Genomic DNA, 14,037 nt, shown 5'->3' with positions numbered 1-14,037 from the left:
GAGAATTATACCATGCAAATCAAAATACAACCTATGGGACCTTATCAGACCAACTGTTATATTGCCACGGTAGAGGGAAAAGACTTTATTATCGACCCGGGAGTAGATGCAACCAAATGGGTTTTAAACAATGTCACCAATCCTGTAGCCATCCTCAATACACATGGACATTTTGATCATGTATGGTCCAATGCAGAAGTAAAAGAGAGACTCAAACTTCCTATCTATTGTCCAAAAGAGGACAGCTTTATGCTCACTTCAGACCCGTTGGGACAAGGTACACCAAAAAGTACTCCGGACTATGAAATAGTAGGTGATGAGGAACTTAATATAGAAGGTATCAAAATAAAGTATCGACACTTCCCTGGACACACTCCGGGATGCAGTATCATCGAAATAGGTGATGTCTGGTTTTCCGGGGATTTTCTTTTCCAACAGAGTATAGGAAGATGGGACTTCCCCTCATCAAGTGCAGAAGAGATGGTAAAAAGTTTGGAGAAAGCCTTAAAAATAGAGGGAGACTACACCATCTACCCTGGACATGGACTCAGTACCACACTCAAAGCTGAACAAAGAGTAATACCTTTTTGGATAGATCAAGTTAAAAAAAGTATGTAATCAAAAATTAATATGAGAATTTATACCCTCTACGTCTAACTGTATGGATCACCTGGAAACCAAGTATACTCTTCAAACGTTTACGTATCTGGTTAATCGCAACCTCAACGGTATTGTCACTGACATACTCAGGCTCTTCCCAAAGTGCATTAATGATCTCATCTTTACTAAATACACGCTGTTTACGCAGTGCAAGATAGGCCAAAATATCAAATGTCTTACCGTTGAGGGAGACGATCTTCTGATCAAACTCTATCTTTTTATTGGCTATATCGATCACCAACTTATCAATATTGACCTGCGTACCGAAAAGATGTCTCATGTTTGCCAATACTCTAGCAGCGATAAGATCCGGATGTTCACAGTGATTATAGACCACATCATCCACACCTAAAGAGAAAAAACCTGCCTGTTGGCGGTAATTGGATGTTAAGATCATGATCTTTGTTTCACTCTTTTTCTTTTTGACTTCATTGACATAGCGTTCAAGTGAAAATTTTACACCTTCATCTACAATGATAACAAGTTCATAATGTCTAAAATCTGTGAAATTTGTTGCATCGTACATATCTTTTGCATTATCTACAATACAGATGAAGTATTTATCTAACTCTTTTTCTAGTTCTTTAACGTATTCGTCACTGAACCCTACGGTTAATATTCTCATATTTTTATATTCTTCCAATCTACTCAAAAAGTAAACAAAACTTAAACAGAAACTTAAGTTTTTCCGACTTTTCTCTTTTAATAGCGTATTTATAGCAAAATCAACCTTATTTAAAAATAAAAGTATCTTTTTCTTTTATCTATGTAATACACTGTATAACTTGTAGTATATTCAAAAAATGTCAAAAAATGTCAGATAACACTCTATTTATGATTTTATCGCTTTAATATAAACCCGTTTGGGTGCCGGATACCCTTCAACGGTTTTGCCCGGATCATTCGGATCAAGAAAATCTTCAAGACTTTGGGTCTCTATCCATTCTGTTTTTCTCTGTTCATTAGATTCCGTAACCATCGTCTCTAATACTTCAACCATCTCAAAACCGGCTCTGTAACACCAGTTCTTCAGTGCATTGATCGTCGGTACAAAATAGATATTCGGTATCTTTGAGTATCTCTCTTTAGGTGTAAGGCATATTTCCTCTTCACCATCTATCATAAACGTATCAAGTATAAGTTCTCCGCCTTTATTGAGCCCCTTGAAAAGAGACTTTAACATTCCGACAGGATCTGCACGGTGATAGAGCACACCCAAACAAAAAAGTACATCGAATTTATGTTCATAAAATTCTACATGCTCTACACCTAAAAGTTCATACACAATCTCTGATTGTATAAAATGATCTATGAATTGAAATTGTGAATAGTAAATGGCAGAAGGATCGAAGCCAATGAGTTTTTTAGGTTTATGGGTAAGCATACGAAAAAGATAATAGCCGTTATTGCATCCGATGTCGCCTACAATTTTATCTTTAAGATCAAAATGGGGCTTAAGCAAATTGTATTTTATCTGACTCTGCCACTCTGAATCAATAAAAAGATCATTGATCTGAAACGGTCCTTTACGCCAAGGAAGCATTAAACGTGCGGTTTGCTCAATTTGTACCATATCAGGCTCAGACAGATCAGCAATCTGTATTTCTACCCTGTCACCAAACTTTACTTCAAGGTTATCATAAGCAGGTAAAGCTTTGATCGCCTTCTGATAAGGTACGATATTTTTCCAGGTCAGCCATTTTCGGCGTTCCTCTCTGATACTGTTTAAATCCATTGATTATTTAATATATGCCTTAATGATCTTTTGATCGAACATTGGTCTGTCAGCCGCTCCAGTTGAAACATTCTCGATCTTTTTAACTATTTTTTTTCCATTTATTACTTCACCAAAGATCGTATATCCGCCATTGAGCCATGGCGTGGGAGCAACCGTAATAAAAAACTGACTTCCATTGGTATTTGGTCCGTGATTTGCCATAGCCAGTAAAAAAGGTTTGTCAAATATCAGGTTAGGTGCATATTCGTTTTTGAACTCTTTATGCCAAATAGATTCTCCACCTCTTCCTGTACCTGTCGGGTCGCCACCCTGTATCATAAATCCTTTTATGACACGATGAAAGATCAAACCATTATAGTATCCGTTTTTTACATGTGTTATAAAATTTTCAACTGCCAAAGGTGCTGCTTTGGGAAACAATTTAAGTTCTATTTTCCCTGCATTTGTTTCCAATACTACAATGGGAGCTTTATGGGTGCTTGTCGCAGTCGCTTTTACTTCTTCTGCATTCACCTGTAACCCTAAACCTACAAGAAGTAACCCTATCAATAATTTTTTCATTTATATATCCTTCTCACAGTGATCTATATTCAGTTTTTTGAGAACTTTGGTAAAAAAATCCCCTGCTTCTCTATGCACATCATCATGAAACTCTACATAGATACATTGAATATCCTGTCTGTCATTTGAGATTTTATCAAAAATAAAAGGTTTTTGTCCTGTCTCTTTTTTGGTATCATCAATAGCCTGAAGTATCTCGCCCTTGAGTAGTTTATTGTCTCCGAAAATAAGACTTAATCCTTCATACCGCTCTTCCATTCTGACATGTGCTTTAATTTGCTGACATTTGTCCATTTTTTGCCTTTGTATAGTGATATTTGATTATAACGCTTTTCACATTTATTTTGCATAACTTGTTGCCCGTATTTCACGGATGACATTTACTTTTATCTCACCGGGATATTGCACTTTATTCTGTATCTCTTTAGCGATTTCTTTACTCAGGAGTACTGCTTCATTATCACTCATCTTCTGAGCGTTGACAAAAACCCGTACTTCTCTTCCTGCATTAATGGCATAGGCTTTTAAAACATCATTTTTTGCAGTAGCTATCTCTTCTATCTCTTTCACACGTTTGGTAAAGCTTTCCAAAACTTCACGTCTTGCACCAGGTCTTGCAGCACTGAGTACATCTGCGGCACACACAGCTGCACTCTCAACACTGTCTGGTTCTTCATGACCATGATGAGCATAAATAGCATTAATCACAGTAGGATGTTCATTGTGTCTGCGGCATATCTCAGCACCTATTTCTACGTGTGAGCCGCCCATATCCTGCGTCAATGCCTTACCAATATCATGTAAAAGCCCTGCGCGTAGGGCAAGCTTCTCATCCCCTCCCATTTCAGCAGCCATTACTTTTGCCAGTTTTGCTACTTCGAGTGTATGTGCCAGGGCATTTTGTCCGTAACTTGCTCTATACTTCAAACGACCAAGCAGTTTTATCAACTCTTCATGCATGGGGAAAAGTCCCAGATCAATTAGGATATTCTCTCCCTCTTCATAGGTTTTCTGTTCAAACTCATCCAGCACTTTCTCATGCACCTCTTCAATGCGTCCTGGGTGTATACGTCCATCTTCCACCAATATCTCTATCACACGTGTAGCAATGGCTCTTCTGTAAAGGTTGAAAGAACTTACCAGTATCACACCCGGTGTTTCATCCACAACAATATCTACGCCCAAAAGCATCTCAAGGGTTTTGATATTTCTTCCCTCTTTACCGATAATGCGCCCTTTATGCTCATCACTGGGCAGATTAATAAGATTGATCAGCCGCTCTCCTGCAAAATCTCCTGCATACCGTGTCGTTGCCTGTGCCAGAATATAGTTGGCTTTTTTCTGCCCTTCCTCTTTCGCCAATTTCTCATATTTTCGTATGATCCCTGCAATTTCTGAACGACTCTGCTCTTCCACTTTTTCCAAAATATAGTTTTTTGCCTCCTCTTTGGTGAGAGAAGCTACATTCTGCATCACATGAATAGCTTGATCTATCTCCTTTTGTTTTTGCACTTCAAGTTTTTCCAAACTTTTCTCTTTTTCATCAACATGGTGTTGCAGCTGTGTCAAATTCTCTTCTTCTTTGACCAACTCTTTTGTCTGCAAAATGAGAGAACGGTTACGTTCTTCTACCTCGGCAACCCGATTTTGAAACTCACGTTCCAATTCCAGTTCCTTGGTCTTTATTTTGACATTGGCTTCCTGAAGGAGAAGCTCTGCTTCATTGGCTATGGCTTTTGCCTTTGCTTTTGCCTCAAGCTCAAAATATGAAAATTTCTTTTTCGTACTGTTCTTCAACCACAGGTAACATACTCCTGCCCCTATGGCTACACCGGTTAAACCCGATACTCCTATGATCCCTAACATACCTAATCCTTTTTATAAAAGAAAAAGTATAAAAAATATATCTATCTATTTATGGCATAATGATCATATCTGCTTTTACATCATAATGATCTGTTACAATTTCCCCGCTGTAACACAATTCCCGTGCCACAAATACTGTTTTATTTATATTTTCAATCTCTTTTTCAAAAAATCTATCGTACATCCCCTTCCCGAATCCCACACGTCTATGTGTGATATCCATCCCCACTATAGGTACGATAGCCATATCTAATTTTCTTATTCTATACTGTTTTGAATCTTTGGACTCTTTGATCCCAAAACGTTTTTTTTCCAGTGGTAATCTATATTTTACCACCCTAAAACTTTTACCTTCCATAAACGGCACATAGAGTGCTCTCTTTTCCTTTCTCAAGCGTTTAATAAGAGGGTAGAGATTGACTTCTGTTCTCAAGGGAAGATACAATAATATTTTTTGTGCATCATTTTTAATAATGTATTGATACAAACGTTCCAATACCAATTTGTCTTTTTTATACCGGTTCACAGCATTGCCTGCCTTTTGCAAACGTTTTAAACAATAGGCTCTAAAACTGTTTTTAACTCTATCTCTTTGCATGCTATCCATTCTTTTTAGTGCTCTTTTGGTATAATCTCTCTAATTATAACGAAGGAATCATGTGAAGAGAACCAATATTCTGCTTTTAATTATTATTTCCCTGTTTTTTACAGCATGTGAAAATAAAAAATCCTCATCACAGGATATTGCAGTAGAGAATACTACTGAAATACTCACCCAAAAAGATCGGGGACAAGACACCTTAAACACAAAAGAACTGACAAATAATTCAACTGTTACGACGCATAAGAGTATAACTACATCTTCTACAGGTACTTTTATTTTAACCGACAGCAAACAAAAACAATATACCGTCGACGTTGACAACAAACATATTACATCTGCTGACATCAATGCACCGGTCATACTCATTAATCTTTTTGCTACATGGTGCCCTCCCTGCAGAGGTGAGATTCCCTATCTCTCAGATCTTCAAAAAAAATACAAAAACAAACTTTTTGTTGCGGGTGTTCTTGTAAATGATGCTCAAGACAACGCTGCTCTAGAGACATTCATTAAAAGATATCATGCAAATTACTATATCTCCAACGGTAAACAAAATGATGCTTTTGCAGCAGCAGTGACAAAGACACTTCAACTTCCAAAAAATTTTCCGTTACCACTGACTATTTTATATAAAGCAGGAAATTATTATATACATTATGAAGGTGCAGTTCCTGTGGAAATGGTAGAACACGATATTCAAGAAGCAATGAAATAAGGAATACACTATGTTTAATCTGTTTAAAAAAGTTTTAGGCAAGACCAATGAAGCCATTAAAGAAGTGGTACCGACAAAAAGAAAATCCATCAGTAAAGATGAATTTGAAGATATTCTACTTGAAGCGGATGTCAATTATGAATTGGCAGAGAGACTTTTAGAAGCGCTTCCGGAAAATATCAATCGTATCCAAGCCTTCAACTCTCTTATTTCTGTATTTCAGTATAAAGCTGACTGGAAAGAGAGTGATGTCAAACCTTTTGTTGAAATGATCATCGGTGTCAACGGTGCAGGAAAGACCACAACGATCTCCAAACTGGCATACCGTTATCAAAATGAAGGCAAAAAAGTGATCCTCGGTGCCGGTGACACCTTCCGTGCAGCGGCGATAGAGCAGCTTACACGATGGGCGGCAAAACTGGATCTGCCTATTGTTGCTACACAGCAGGGGCATGACCCCTCTGCCGTTGTCTATGACACGATAGAATCAGCCAAAGCAAAAGGCTATGATAATGTTATTATCGATACAGCAGGACGCCTACATACCCAAACCAACCTCTCTGAGGAGCTAAAAAAAATGATACGTGTAGCCAACAAAGCCCAGGAGGGAGCACCACACCGCAAAATGCTTATTCTTGACGGTACACAGGGCTCTTCTTCCATTAATCAGGCAAAAGTATTCAATGAAATGATCGGAATTGATGGTATAATTATTACAAAACTTGACGGCACAGCCAAAGGCGGATCGGTACTCAGTATTGCAGATGAGCTCAAAATGCCTATATTCTATATAGGTACAGGGGAACAACCCAAAGATCTTATCCGCTTTAAGGCCAATGAGTATATAGACACTATTTTAGATGAAATATTTATCTAAGGAGCATGTATAAATGAGAGCATTCATTAATCTGTTTTTGACAATAGTCCTGCCCATCAGTACTCTCGCTATCATTATTGCCGTGATCTATTTTTCAACAGATTATGATCTTACAAAAGCCCTAAGACTGGGAACATTGACCGGTGTCTTTACTGGTATAGGGCTTTCACTGCTTATAACATTGGTATTACTTATCATGAGAAAAATACGTACTGTCACTTATCATCCTCAAAATAATGATATGCAAAAAGAAAACAGCATCTCTCCAAAAGGACCTGTAGACCAAAAAATTATCCTGCTTATGGATAAAGAGCTTGCTTTTGAGGTTTCTCTTTATGCTGTTACCGATCAGAATATCGGAGAGATCACACATGGAGATAAACGTAAAGGCTCTATTTCTATCAGTACACCTTACGAGAGTATCACGCTCTTGATCTCAACATTAACGAAACATACTTCTGAAATAGAAATAAAAGCAAATAGATATAATAGCCATATACAGCAGCTCATTCACTATCTTAAAACCAAAGAACTCTCATTTATGGATTATTAAAGATCGAATCTCTTTTTATAGATCATCTCAAGATCTGTTTTCTCCTTATAATCGATCATATCACCTATAGCTATAGTGATCTCTCTTTTTTGAGAATTGTCTGCAAGTGCATCTTTTAATATTTGTGCCGCATTATCTTTAATATATACAGGTAAGATCGGCAGTCTGTTCTTTAGAGCAATGATGCGTGCTCCCTCTTTAAACGGAGTTAATGGTATATCTGTTTTATTCCTTGTGCCTTCAGGAAAAATAAAAATAGAGTTCCCCTCCTTTACTCCCTTTTTGATATCTGCAAAAAAATTACTCATCTGCTCTTTTTCCCTATCTATCAAAACCGAACCTGCATTACGAACGAAAAGACCGAAAAACAGAGAATTGTAAAGTTCTTTTTTAGAAACCCACAGACCAAAAATATTGGTATCTTTCAATGCAACTTCTATGATAGGGGGATCAATGATCGTTCTATGATTGCTTACAAGCAGATATTGTCCGTTTTTAGGTATTTTCTCCGGGTTTTCAACATCGATAGTAATATTCAAAGCATTAAGTTGCGCCAAGGAGTAGGCAAGTCTGAGTTCTTTTTTCTCCATTGGATCTTCAGTCTGTCTTAATTTCAAGCCAAAACTATTTGTCAAATAGAGTGCATAAGCTAATTGTTTGAGCTGACTGAAATTCAATAGTTGTCCCCACAAGATTAAAGTAATTAAAATTATAACAAAAAGAACTAGAGGTTACCTAAAAGCTTGAAAAAGAAAAAACATGACAATATGACATATTTTTCACTTAAATCACAAAAAGTGTTTATACTACGGTCATAAAATAGTAAAGAAGAGAATATGGCAAAGAAAAAAACCCTGTTTGAGTGTCAGGCATGCGGATTTCAATCCCCAAGATGGATGGGAAAATGTACCTCTTGTAACGAGTGGGAGACGATGGTAGAACTTACCACAGATCAAATTAAATTTTTAAAAGAGACTTCCAACAGTAGTAGCGCTAATGCTTTACGTAAAGCCATGCCTATCACCCAGGTGAATGAAGACAATATTGTACGTTTCCCTTCCGGAAGCAAAGAATTGGATCTGGTTTTAGGAGGAGGGGTGGTTCCCGGTTCACTCACACTTATAGGCGGTAGCCCCGGTATCGGCAAATCCACCCTGCTTTTAAAAATTGCGGGCAATCTTGCAAAATCTGAAAAAAAAATACTCTATGTCTCAGGAGAAGAGTCAGCAGGACAGATCAAACTTCGTGCGAACAGACTGGATGCCAACCATGACAACCTCTTTCTCCTCTCTGAAATCAACCTGACTTCCGTACTTAATGAAATAGCCAACGAGAAGTACGAATTCATTGTGATCGATTCCATACAAACCCTCTACTCCGATGAAACACCTTCTGCCCCAGGCTCTGTCACTCAGGTGAGAACCATTACTTTTGAACTCATGCGCATTGCCAAAAGTATGCACATCCCTATTTTCATCATCGGACATATCACCAAAGACGGCTCCATCGCCGGTCCAAGGGTACTTGAGCATATGGTCGATACCGTACTTTACTTTGAAGGAGATTCAAACTCGGAACTCAGACTTCTCAGAGGATTTAAAAACCGTTTCGGTTCTACCAATGAAGTAGGTATTTTTGAAATGAACAAAGAGGGCTTGAATGATGCTAAAAGTATGGCAGGGAAATTCTTTAACAAAGAGAAACTCCAGTCAGGTTCTGCACTGACTGTTATCATGGAAGGAAGCCGCCCTATTATCATAGAAGTACAGGCACTTGTTTCTGAAGCCTATGGACACGCAAAGAGAAGCTCAACCGGTTTTGACAATAACAGACTGAATATGCTTTTGGCACTTTTGGAGAAAAAACTTGACCTGCCACTGGGAACCTATGATGTCTTTATCAATATCAGCGGGGGTATAAAGATCAATGAACCCTCCGCCGATCTTGCCATTATTGCAGCTATTTTAAGCAGTTATAGAAACAGAGAACTGAGCGCAGAAACACTCTTTCTGGGTGAAGTAAGTCTCACAGGCGAAATACGTGAAGTCTCAGGACTCACTCAACGACTCAAAGAAATAAGCACTCAGGGATTTACAAAAGCGGTCATACCGAACAAACCTATGGAACAGACAAATATCAAATGTTTCATTGCAGATGAAGTCTCTAAAGTCGTTGAGTGGATGTAATAAGATTTTAGATACACTACGCCTATGAAAATCGGTACAGACATTATACAAATAAGTAGAATTGAAAGATTATTGGAAAAATTTGGTAATACCTTTAAAGAAAAATTTCTAAATGATGAAGAGATAAAACTTCTTAAACGTCCTGAATCCATAGCAGGATTCTGGTCAGCAAAAGAAGCTATTTCCAAGGCACTTGGCTGTGGAATCGGAGAAGAGCTTTCTTTTCATGATATTGTCATTACCAAAAATCATAAGGGTGCTCCTTCTTTTACGCTAACAAAAAAAGCACAAAAACGACATAAGATCAAAGAGTCTTCACTCTCTATCAGTCATGACGGAGGATTTGCTATTGCCATAGTTGTTATACAGTTGTAATTCTTGCTAAATTATATTACAATACATCAATTAATTCTCAATTTATAAAAAAGGATATCTATGAAATTATGGTTAGGAATGGGTGTTGCCTTGGTTCTTTTCTCAGGATGTAATTCAACACAGAACATACAACTAGAAAGAAAAAATGCGCAGCAGGCACTTATTATACAGCAGCAGCAATTGAAAATTGAAGCACTGAGCAAAGCATTGACATCAAAAAAACAAGGAAGAAGTAGAACACGTACAGTCGTACCAAGAACAAAAAAGAATATTAAACTCAAAAAAGTTGAAGACAATAACTTTAATTCAGATTATATGTACCCTCAGACAAGATCAACGCCTAAAGCAAAAAAAGTGACTAAGTTGGCACAGGCAGAGACTGCTACAACAACTTCTTCCATGATGGGAAAAGCAGAATGTATTGCTATGATCGGTCAGGAAAAATTTGACAAATATACACAAATGTTCGGCAGTGAATCTGCATCTATCAAGAGATGTAAAATGCTAAAAGCGATGAGAAACTAACATTACTTTCTAAAATGGATCATTTTAAATCTATCACCCATCATCGTGGGTGATATGAGTGTTTTGATCTTATCTGCTTCTCGTACATACTTCTCCTGAGAAGTTTGTCTGGCAAACTGTTCTAAAATATCTATAAGACCAAAACGTACCAGTGCACGTGCCTGTGTCTCATAGGCTAGCTCTTCAAAACCTGCCTCTTTAAATACTTCGCTGACATGTCCAAAATTAACATCATAGGTAATATCATCTTTTTTATAGGAGTCTTTTAAAAGCAACGATTCATCAAAAAGAGGGAATGTCTCATGTGCTCTGTAAACACGTATAGAAAAATCATTACGCACATATTTTTCTCCATAATCAAACGTCACAAAATCACATCTTTTTATACCACTTGCCATAGCTTTTGCAAAATCTTCATACCCTACTGCAACCTCACCCTGTCTCAAGTGATGTTTTTGTGCCCATTCCAACAGTGAAGCAGAAGCTGCTTGCCAAGAGATAATATGATCTTCTACCATAGCTGTCTGCTCATCTTTCAGTAATTCACAAGGAAAAGCATCAAATATTTCATTAGCTACCACAAATGCATAATCAACTTTAACATCAGCGATATCATTAAAATGTGTGATCGTAATATCTTCACCAAAACGCTCTTTAATGTAGGCTAATTGGGCTTTGCGTACTTCGGGCTGTCGTTCTACAATACCAAAGTTAAGCGTTTTCACCAAAGTAGGATCACATGTATAAAGCCACTGTATCATATCACATAGAAGATAACCCTGATGTGCCCCTATTTCTATAAGCCATCCGTTTCTATCTGCTTTTTCTTCTTCTAAAAGTGCATAGAAATAATTGGCAATACTCGCACCAAAAAAAGAGCTGGTGCTTACTGCTGTATAAAAATCTCCTGACTTTCCTATAGCTTTGAAATTCTTATAGTAGCCCTCATCTGCATAAAGCCATTCCTCCATATATTTACTAAATTGCATTAGCTACCTTCGTATAAAGTTCTATAAGTTCTATCTGCTTCTCCAAATAATAGATCTTCTGATCAAGCTTTCTTACCTGTAGTGAATGACGCATCATCGCTGTATCTAAAGAAGTTTTTTCACCAGCACGTGCAAGATTTCTTGTTGTTCTGTAGAGTCTTGCATAAAGTTTTTCATCTTTACGGGCAAGTTTGATCTTTTTTTCTATGATCTTTAATTTATTGCATATGAGTTTATACTCTTCATCTATGGTATGTTTACGTTCTATTACTTCAGTCTCAGCCTTGAGACGTGCCACTTTTGCTGCTTCTATATCTGAGAACATATTGATATTAATAGGTAGCGAGATGGTAAATCCATAGGTCCAGTACTTCTCTTCAAGTCCAGGTTGTATAAACAGCGGGTTGAGATCTGCATCAGTATATCTTCCCTGGAGAGAGACTGAAGGTAGGTATTTTGCCCATGTCATCTTCGCATTATAGGCTTTCTCTTTAGCTCTAAGTCTATCCCTTACCAATTCAAGATTCGTACCCTTATAACGTTCTTCTGAAATCAGTTTCAATTTCGGTAATTTCAACTGACGTGGATCCTTATCACTTAAGAGCGAAAAACTTTGTTTGAGCTTCATTAAAGAGATCTCAGTCTCCAATTTTTTTGTTTCATCCTGATTTGCTTTGAGAATAGCCTGATCCAAAAAACTGCTGTCTATCAGACCTGCATTGTAGCTTTCACGTTTTTGGCGGATATCAAGTTTATCATTTTGAATGAGCAGTACCAGTTTTTTCTGTTCAAGCTTCAGTTTTCTCATCTCAAAAAGCAGTTTGACTGCAGAACCTATCATCTCTCTTTTTTTGAGTTTGATCTCAGCTTCATTCGCCCCTCTAATTGCCTGTGCATACTTGATCGCAAAATAGATCCCGCCCGAGCGGAAAATAGGCTGATCGATCCCTATAGAAAAACTTCCTGTTTTTACTGTTCTCCCGATAAATTGTCTTGAAAAACTCTTAGAGTATTGCAGCATCACAGGATTGATCCAAGAGTTCTCAAGCATATCACTCTGGGCAGTATTGTTACGAAATTCATAGTCAAAAAGAATATTCTTGTTGTCTGAGAGTATATCACTGAGTTCATCTGCATGCACAGCAGTATTGAACAGTAGACTACAGAGTATTAATAGCCGTTTCAAAACGTTTGAATCCTTCATCTATTTCAGATTTTGTAATAGTAAGACTTGGCAGAAAACGTACAGTATTTCGTCCTGCTTTAAGTACCACTAATCCCTCTTTTAGACTGTTTTTCAGTACATTTCCCTGAATCTCTGCACTCTTTGCACGAAGACCACGCATAAGTCCAAGTCCTACCTCTTTTTCAAAAAGATTATCATATTTTTGGGAAACACTTTCAAGCTTTTGCTCAAAATAAACCAATGTTTCTGCCAGTGCACCACTCTCATACAGTGCTTCTAGCACATTCAGTACTGCCAAGCCTGCAGAGGTACTCAAATAATTCCCTCCAAAGGTACTCCCATGGTCACCAACGCTCAAAACATCTTTATGCTTTGTCATCACTGCGCCTATAGGCACACCTCCGCCAAGTCCTTTGGCGAGGGTAATAATATCCGGCTCTATTTCATAGAGATTTGAAGCCAGAAACTCTCCTGTCCTGTAAACACCGGTTTGTACCTCATCGACAATAAGCAAAACTTCTTTCTGTTTTAAATGTGCAGCCAGCTTTTGTATCTCTTCTTTTCCGAATGGTTGTACACCACCCTCTCCCTGCACCAGTTCAATAAGCACAGCTACCGTTTCATCATCTATAGCGGTGTAGACATCCTCAATACTCTTCTCATAGGAAAACCCATCAGGATAAGGAGAGAAGTGTGGTGTGTGAAAACTCTCTTGTCCTGTGGCTTTTACTGTGGTGATGGTGCGACCATGAAATGAGTGTTCAAGTGTAATCACCTTGTAGCGTTTATTTTCAAACCTGGTTTCACCATATTTGCGGGCGATCTTGATCGCTCCCTCGTTTGCCTCTGCTCCGGAGTTTGCAAAGAAAACACCCATATCATAGCCACTCAAATTCACAATACGCTCTGCCAGCCTTGCCTGAGGCTCTATCACTTGAAGGTTTGAAATATGAATGATCTTCTTTGCCTGTTCACAGATCGCCTCTGTCAGTTTCTCATTGCCGTGTCCTACAGAGTTCACCCCTATCCCAGAAGCAAAATCAATATAGTCCCGTCCGTTCTCATCATACAGTGTAGAGCCTACACCTTTTACAAAATTGGTATAATCACGTGCATAGGTTTGTAGTACATATTGTTTATCTAGTTGTTCTAATGTCATTTTTGTTTCCATCTGTAAATTATTATTGCTATTATAGCAAAGT

17 protein-coding genes are annotated in these 14,037 nt (G+C 37.9%); 7 read left to right on the top strand and 10 right to left on the bottom strand.

Features of this window, described 5'->3' with window-relative positions:
• Nucleotides 1-12 precede the first annotated feature (12 nt).
• Nucleotides 13-618 (top strand): MBL fold metallo-hydrolase, encoded by a 606-nt coding sequence (locus MVE01_RS07450; protein ID WP_472561552.1) that lies wholly within the window; start codon nucleotides 13-15, stop codon nucleotides 616-618.
• Nucleotides 619-625: 7 nt separating this feature from the next.
• Here the strand turns inward: MVE01_RS07450 and MVE01_RS07445 are convergent, their stop codons facing one another.
• The 6 genes from MVE01_RS07445 to MVE01_RS07420 all read right to left on the bottom strand — a co-directional run bounded on the left by MVE01_RS07445 (nucleotide 626) and on the right by MVE01_RS07420 (nucleotide 5,423).
• Nucleotides 626-1,285, bottom strand: coding sequence for a winged helix-turn-helix domain-containing protein (locus MVE01_RS07445; RefSeq protein ID WP_472561551.1), 660 nt, complete (start codon nucleotides 1,283-1,285; stop codon nucleotides 626-628).
• 207 nt (nucleotides 1,286-1,492) lie between these two features.
• The gene (gene cmoB / locus MVE01_RS07440) at nucleotides 1,493-2,395 is read right to left on the bottom strand and encodes a tRNA 5-methoxyuridine(34)/uridine 5-oxyacetic acid(34) synthase CmoB (protein WP_472561550.1); all 903 of its coding nucleotides are present in this window, start codon (nucleotides 2,393-2,395) and stop codon (nucleotides 1,493-1,495) included.
• A 3-nt stretch (nucleotides 2,396-2,398) separates the two neighbouring features.
• Nucleotides 2,399-2,959 carry a peptidylprolyl isomerase gene (locus MVE01_RS07435; protein ID WP_472561549.1) on the bottom strand — a complete coding sequence of 187 codons (561 nt, stop codon included), beginning with the start codon at nucleotides 2,957-2,959 and terminating at the stop codon, nucleotides 2,399-2,401.
• Nucleotides 2,960-3,253, bottom strand: a complete 294-nt coding sequence (locus MVE01_RS07430) for a hypothetical protein (RefSeq protein WP_472561548.1) — start codon at nucleotides 3,251-3,253, stop codon at nucleotides 2,960-2,962.
• A gap of 45 nt (nucleotides 3,254-3,298) precedes the next feature.
• Nucleotides 3,299-4,825 (bottom strand): ribonuclease Y, encoded by a 1,527-nt coding sequence (gene rny, locus MVE01_RS07425; RefSeq protein WP_472561547.1) that lies wholly within the window; start codon nucleotides 4,823-4,825, stop codon nucleotides 3,299-3,301.
• Between the two features lie 49 nt (nucleotides 4,826-4,874).
• Nucleotides 4,875-5,423 (bottom strand): 5-formyltetrahydrofolate cyclo-ligase, encoded by a 549-nt coding sequence (locus MVE01_RS07420; protein WP_472561546.1) that lies wholly within the window; start codon nucleotides 5,421-5,423, stop codon nucleotides 4,875-4,877.
• A gap of 61 nt (nucleotides 5,424-5,484) precedes the next feature.
• On the opposite strand from MVE01_RS07420, the gene MVE01_RS07415 reads away from it, so the two are divergent.
• The 3 genes from MVE01_RS07415 to MVE01_RS07405 are packed head-to-tail and all read left to right on the top strand — an operon-like array spanning nucleotide 5,485 to nucleotide 7,574.
• The gene (locus tag MVE01_RS07415; RefSeq protein ID WP_472561545.1) at nucleotides 5,485-6,144 is read left to right on the top strand and encodes a TlpA family protein disulfide reductase; all 660 of its coding nucleotides are present in this window, start codon (nucleotides 5,485-5,487) and stop codon (nucleotides 6,142-6,144) included.
• A 10-nt stretch (nucleotides 6,145-6,154) separates the two neighbouring features.
• The gene (gene ftsY / locus MVE01_RS07410; RefSeq protein ID WP_472561544.1) at nucleotides 6,155-7,021 is read left to right on the top strand and encodes a signal recognition particle-docking protein FtsY; all 867 of its coding nucleotides are present in this window, start codon (nucleotides 6,155-6,157) and stop codon (nucleotides 7,019-7,021) included.
• A gap of 13 nt (nucleotides 7,022-7,034) precedes the next feature.
• Entirely contained in the window at nucleotides 7,035-7,574 is a 540-nt protein-coding gene (locus tag MVE01_RS07405; protein ID WP_472561543.1) for a hypothetical protein, read from the top strand.
• Here MVE01_RS07405 and MVE01_RS07400 read toward each other — a convergent pair.
• Complete coding sequence (locus MVE01_RS07400; RefSeq protein WP_472561542.1) at nucleotides 7,571-8,251, bottom strand: lysophospholipid acyltransferase family protein; 681 nt, start codon at nucleotides 8,249-8,251, stop codon at nucleotides 7,571-7,573. The genes MVE01_RS07405 and MVE01_RS07400 overlap by 4 nt on opposite strands.
• A 159-nt stretch (nucleotides 8,252-8,410) precedes the next feature.
• Here MVE01_RS07400 and radA point away from each other — a divergent pair, with 159 nt between their 5' ends.
• Genes radA through MVE01_RS07385 form a run of 3 tightly spaced genes read left to right on the top strand, consistent with a single transcriptional unit; the run spans nucleotide 8,411 to nucleotide 10,660 of the window.
• Complete coding sequence (gene radA, locus MVE01_RS07395; RefSeq protein WP_472561541.1) at nucleotides 8,411-9,760, top strand: DNA repair protein RadA; 1,350 nt, start codon at nucleotides 8,411-8,413, stop codon at nucleotides 9,758-9,760.
• A 24-nt stretch (nucleotides 9,761-9,784) separates the two neighbouring features.
• Nucleotides 9,785-10,135, top strand: coding sequence for a holo-ACP synthase (gene acpS / locus MVE01_RS07390; protein ID WP_472561540.1), 351 nt, complete (start codon nucleotides 9,785-9,787; stop codon nucleotides 10,133-10,135).
• A 60-nt stretch (nucleotides 10,136-10,195) separates the two neighbouring features.
• Complete coding sequence (locus MVE01_RS07385; protein ID WP_472561539.1) at nucleotides 10,196-10,660, top strand: hypothetical protein; 465 nt, start codon at nucleotides 10,196-10,198, stop codon at nucleotides 10,658-10,660.
• A gap of 2 nt (nucleotides 10,661-10,662) precedes the next feature.
• Here the strand turns inward: MVE01_RS07385 and MVE01_RS07380 are convergent, their stop codons facing one another.
• Genes MVE01_RS07380 through MVE01_RS07370 form a run of 3 tightly spaced genes read right to left on the bottom strand, consistent with a single transcriptional unit; the run spans nucleotide 10,663 to nucleotide 13,994 of the window.
• Nucleotides 10,663-11,649 (bottom strand): SAM-dependent methyltransferase, encoded by a 987-nt coding sequence (locus tag MVE01_RS07380; RefSeq protein WP_472561538.1) that lies wholly within the window; start codon nucleotides 11,647-11,649, stop codon nucleotides 10,663-10,665.
• Nucleotides 11,639-12,835: a TolC family protein gene (locus MVE01_RS07375; protein WP_472561537.1), complete on the bottom strand. Its 1,197-nt coding sequence runs from the start codon at nucleotides 12,833-12,835 to the stop codon at nucleotides 11,639-11,641. Before MVE01_RS07375 ends, MVE01_RS07380 begins: the two co-directional genes overlap by 11 nt.
• Nucleotides 12,810-13,994 carry an acetylornithine transaminase gene (locus tag MVE01_RS07370; protein WP_472561536.1) on the bottom strand — a complete coding sequence of 395 codons (1,185 nt, stop codon included), beginning with the start codon at nucleotides 13,992-13,994 and terminating at the stop codon, nucleotides 12,810-12,812. Before MVE01_RS07370 ends, MVE01_RS07375 begins: the two co-directional genes overlap by 26 nt.
• Nucleotides 13,995-14,037: the final 43 nt, after the last annotated feature.

The organism is Sulfurovum sp., assembly GCA_026990595.1.
In the GTDB taxonomy this organism is placed as follows: Bacteria; Campylobacterota; Campylobacteria; order Campylobacterales; family Sulfurovaceae; genus Sulfurovum.
This window is presented reverse-complemented; position numbering and strand designations above follow the sequence as displayed.

Bases quoted from the DNA above. Each gene is read 5' to 3' on its own strand.
- MVE01_RS07420 (WP_472561546.1), bottom strand. From the start codon at position 5,423: ATGCAAAGAGATAGAGTTAAAAACAGTTTTAGAGCCTATTGTTTAAAA.
- MVE01_RS07385 (WP_472561539.1), top strand. From the start codon at position 10,196: ATGAAATTATGGTTAGGAATGGGTGTTGCCTTGGTTCTTTTCTCAGGA.
- acpS (WP_472561540.1), top strand. From the start codon at position 9,785: ATGAAAATCGGTACAGACATTATACAAATAAGTAGAATTGAAAGATTA.
- MVE01_RS07445 (WP_472561551.1), bottom strand. From the start codon at position 1,285: ATGAGAATATTAACCGTAGGGTTCAGTGACGAATACGTTAAAGAACTA.
- MVE01_RS07430 (WP_472561548.1), bottom strand. From the start codon at position 3,253: ATGGACAAATGTCAGCAAATTAAAGCACATGTCAGAATGGAAGAGCGG.
- ftsY (WP_472561544.1), top strand. From the start codon at position 6,155: ATGTTTAATCTGTTTAAAAAAGTTTTAGGCAAGACCAATGAAGCCATT.
- MVE01_RS07380 (WP_472561538.1), bottom strand. From the start codon at position 11,649: ATGCAATTTAGTAAATATATGGAGGAATGGCTTTATGCAGATGAGGGC.
- radA (WP_472561541.1), top strand. From the start codon at position 8,411: ATGGCAAAGAAAAAAACCCTGTTTGAGTGTCAGGCATGCGGATTTCAA.
- MVE01_RS07450 (WP_472561552.1), top strand. From the start codon at position 13: ATGCAAATCAAAATACAACCTATGGGACCTTATCAGACCAACTGTTAT.
- MVE01_RS07370 (WP_472561536.1), bottom strand. From the start codon at position 13,994: ATGACATTAGAACAACTAGATAAACAATATGTACTACAAACCTATGCA.
- cmoB (WP_472561550.1), bottom strand. From the start codon at position 2,395: ATGGATTTAAACAGTATCAGAGAGGAACGCCGAAAATGGCTGACCTGG.
- MVE01_RS07405 (WP_472561543.1), top strand. From the start codon at position 7,035: ATGAGAGCATTCATTAATCTGTTTTTGACAATAGTCCTGCCCATCAGT.
- rny (WP_472561547.1), bottom strand. From the start codon at position 4,825: ATGTTAGGGATCATAGGAGTATCGGGTTTAACCGGTGTAGCCATAGGG.
- MVE01_RS07435 (WP_472561549.1), bottom strand. From the start codon at position 2,959: ATGAAAAAATTATTGATAGGGTTACTTCTTGTAGGTTTAGGGTTACAG.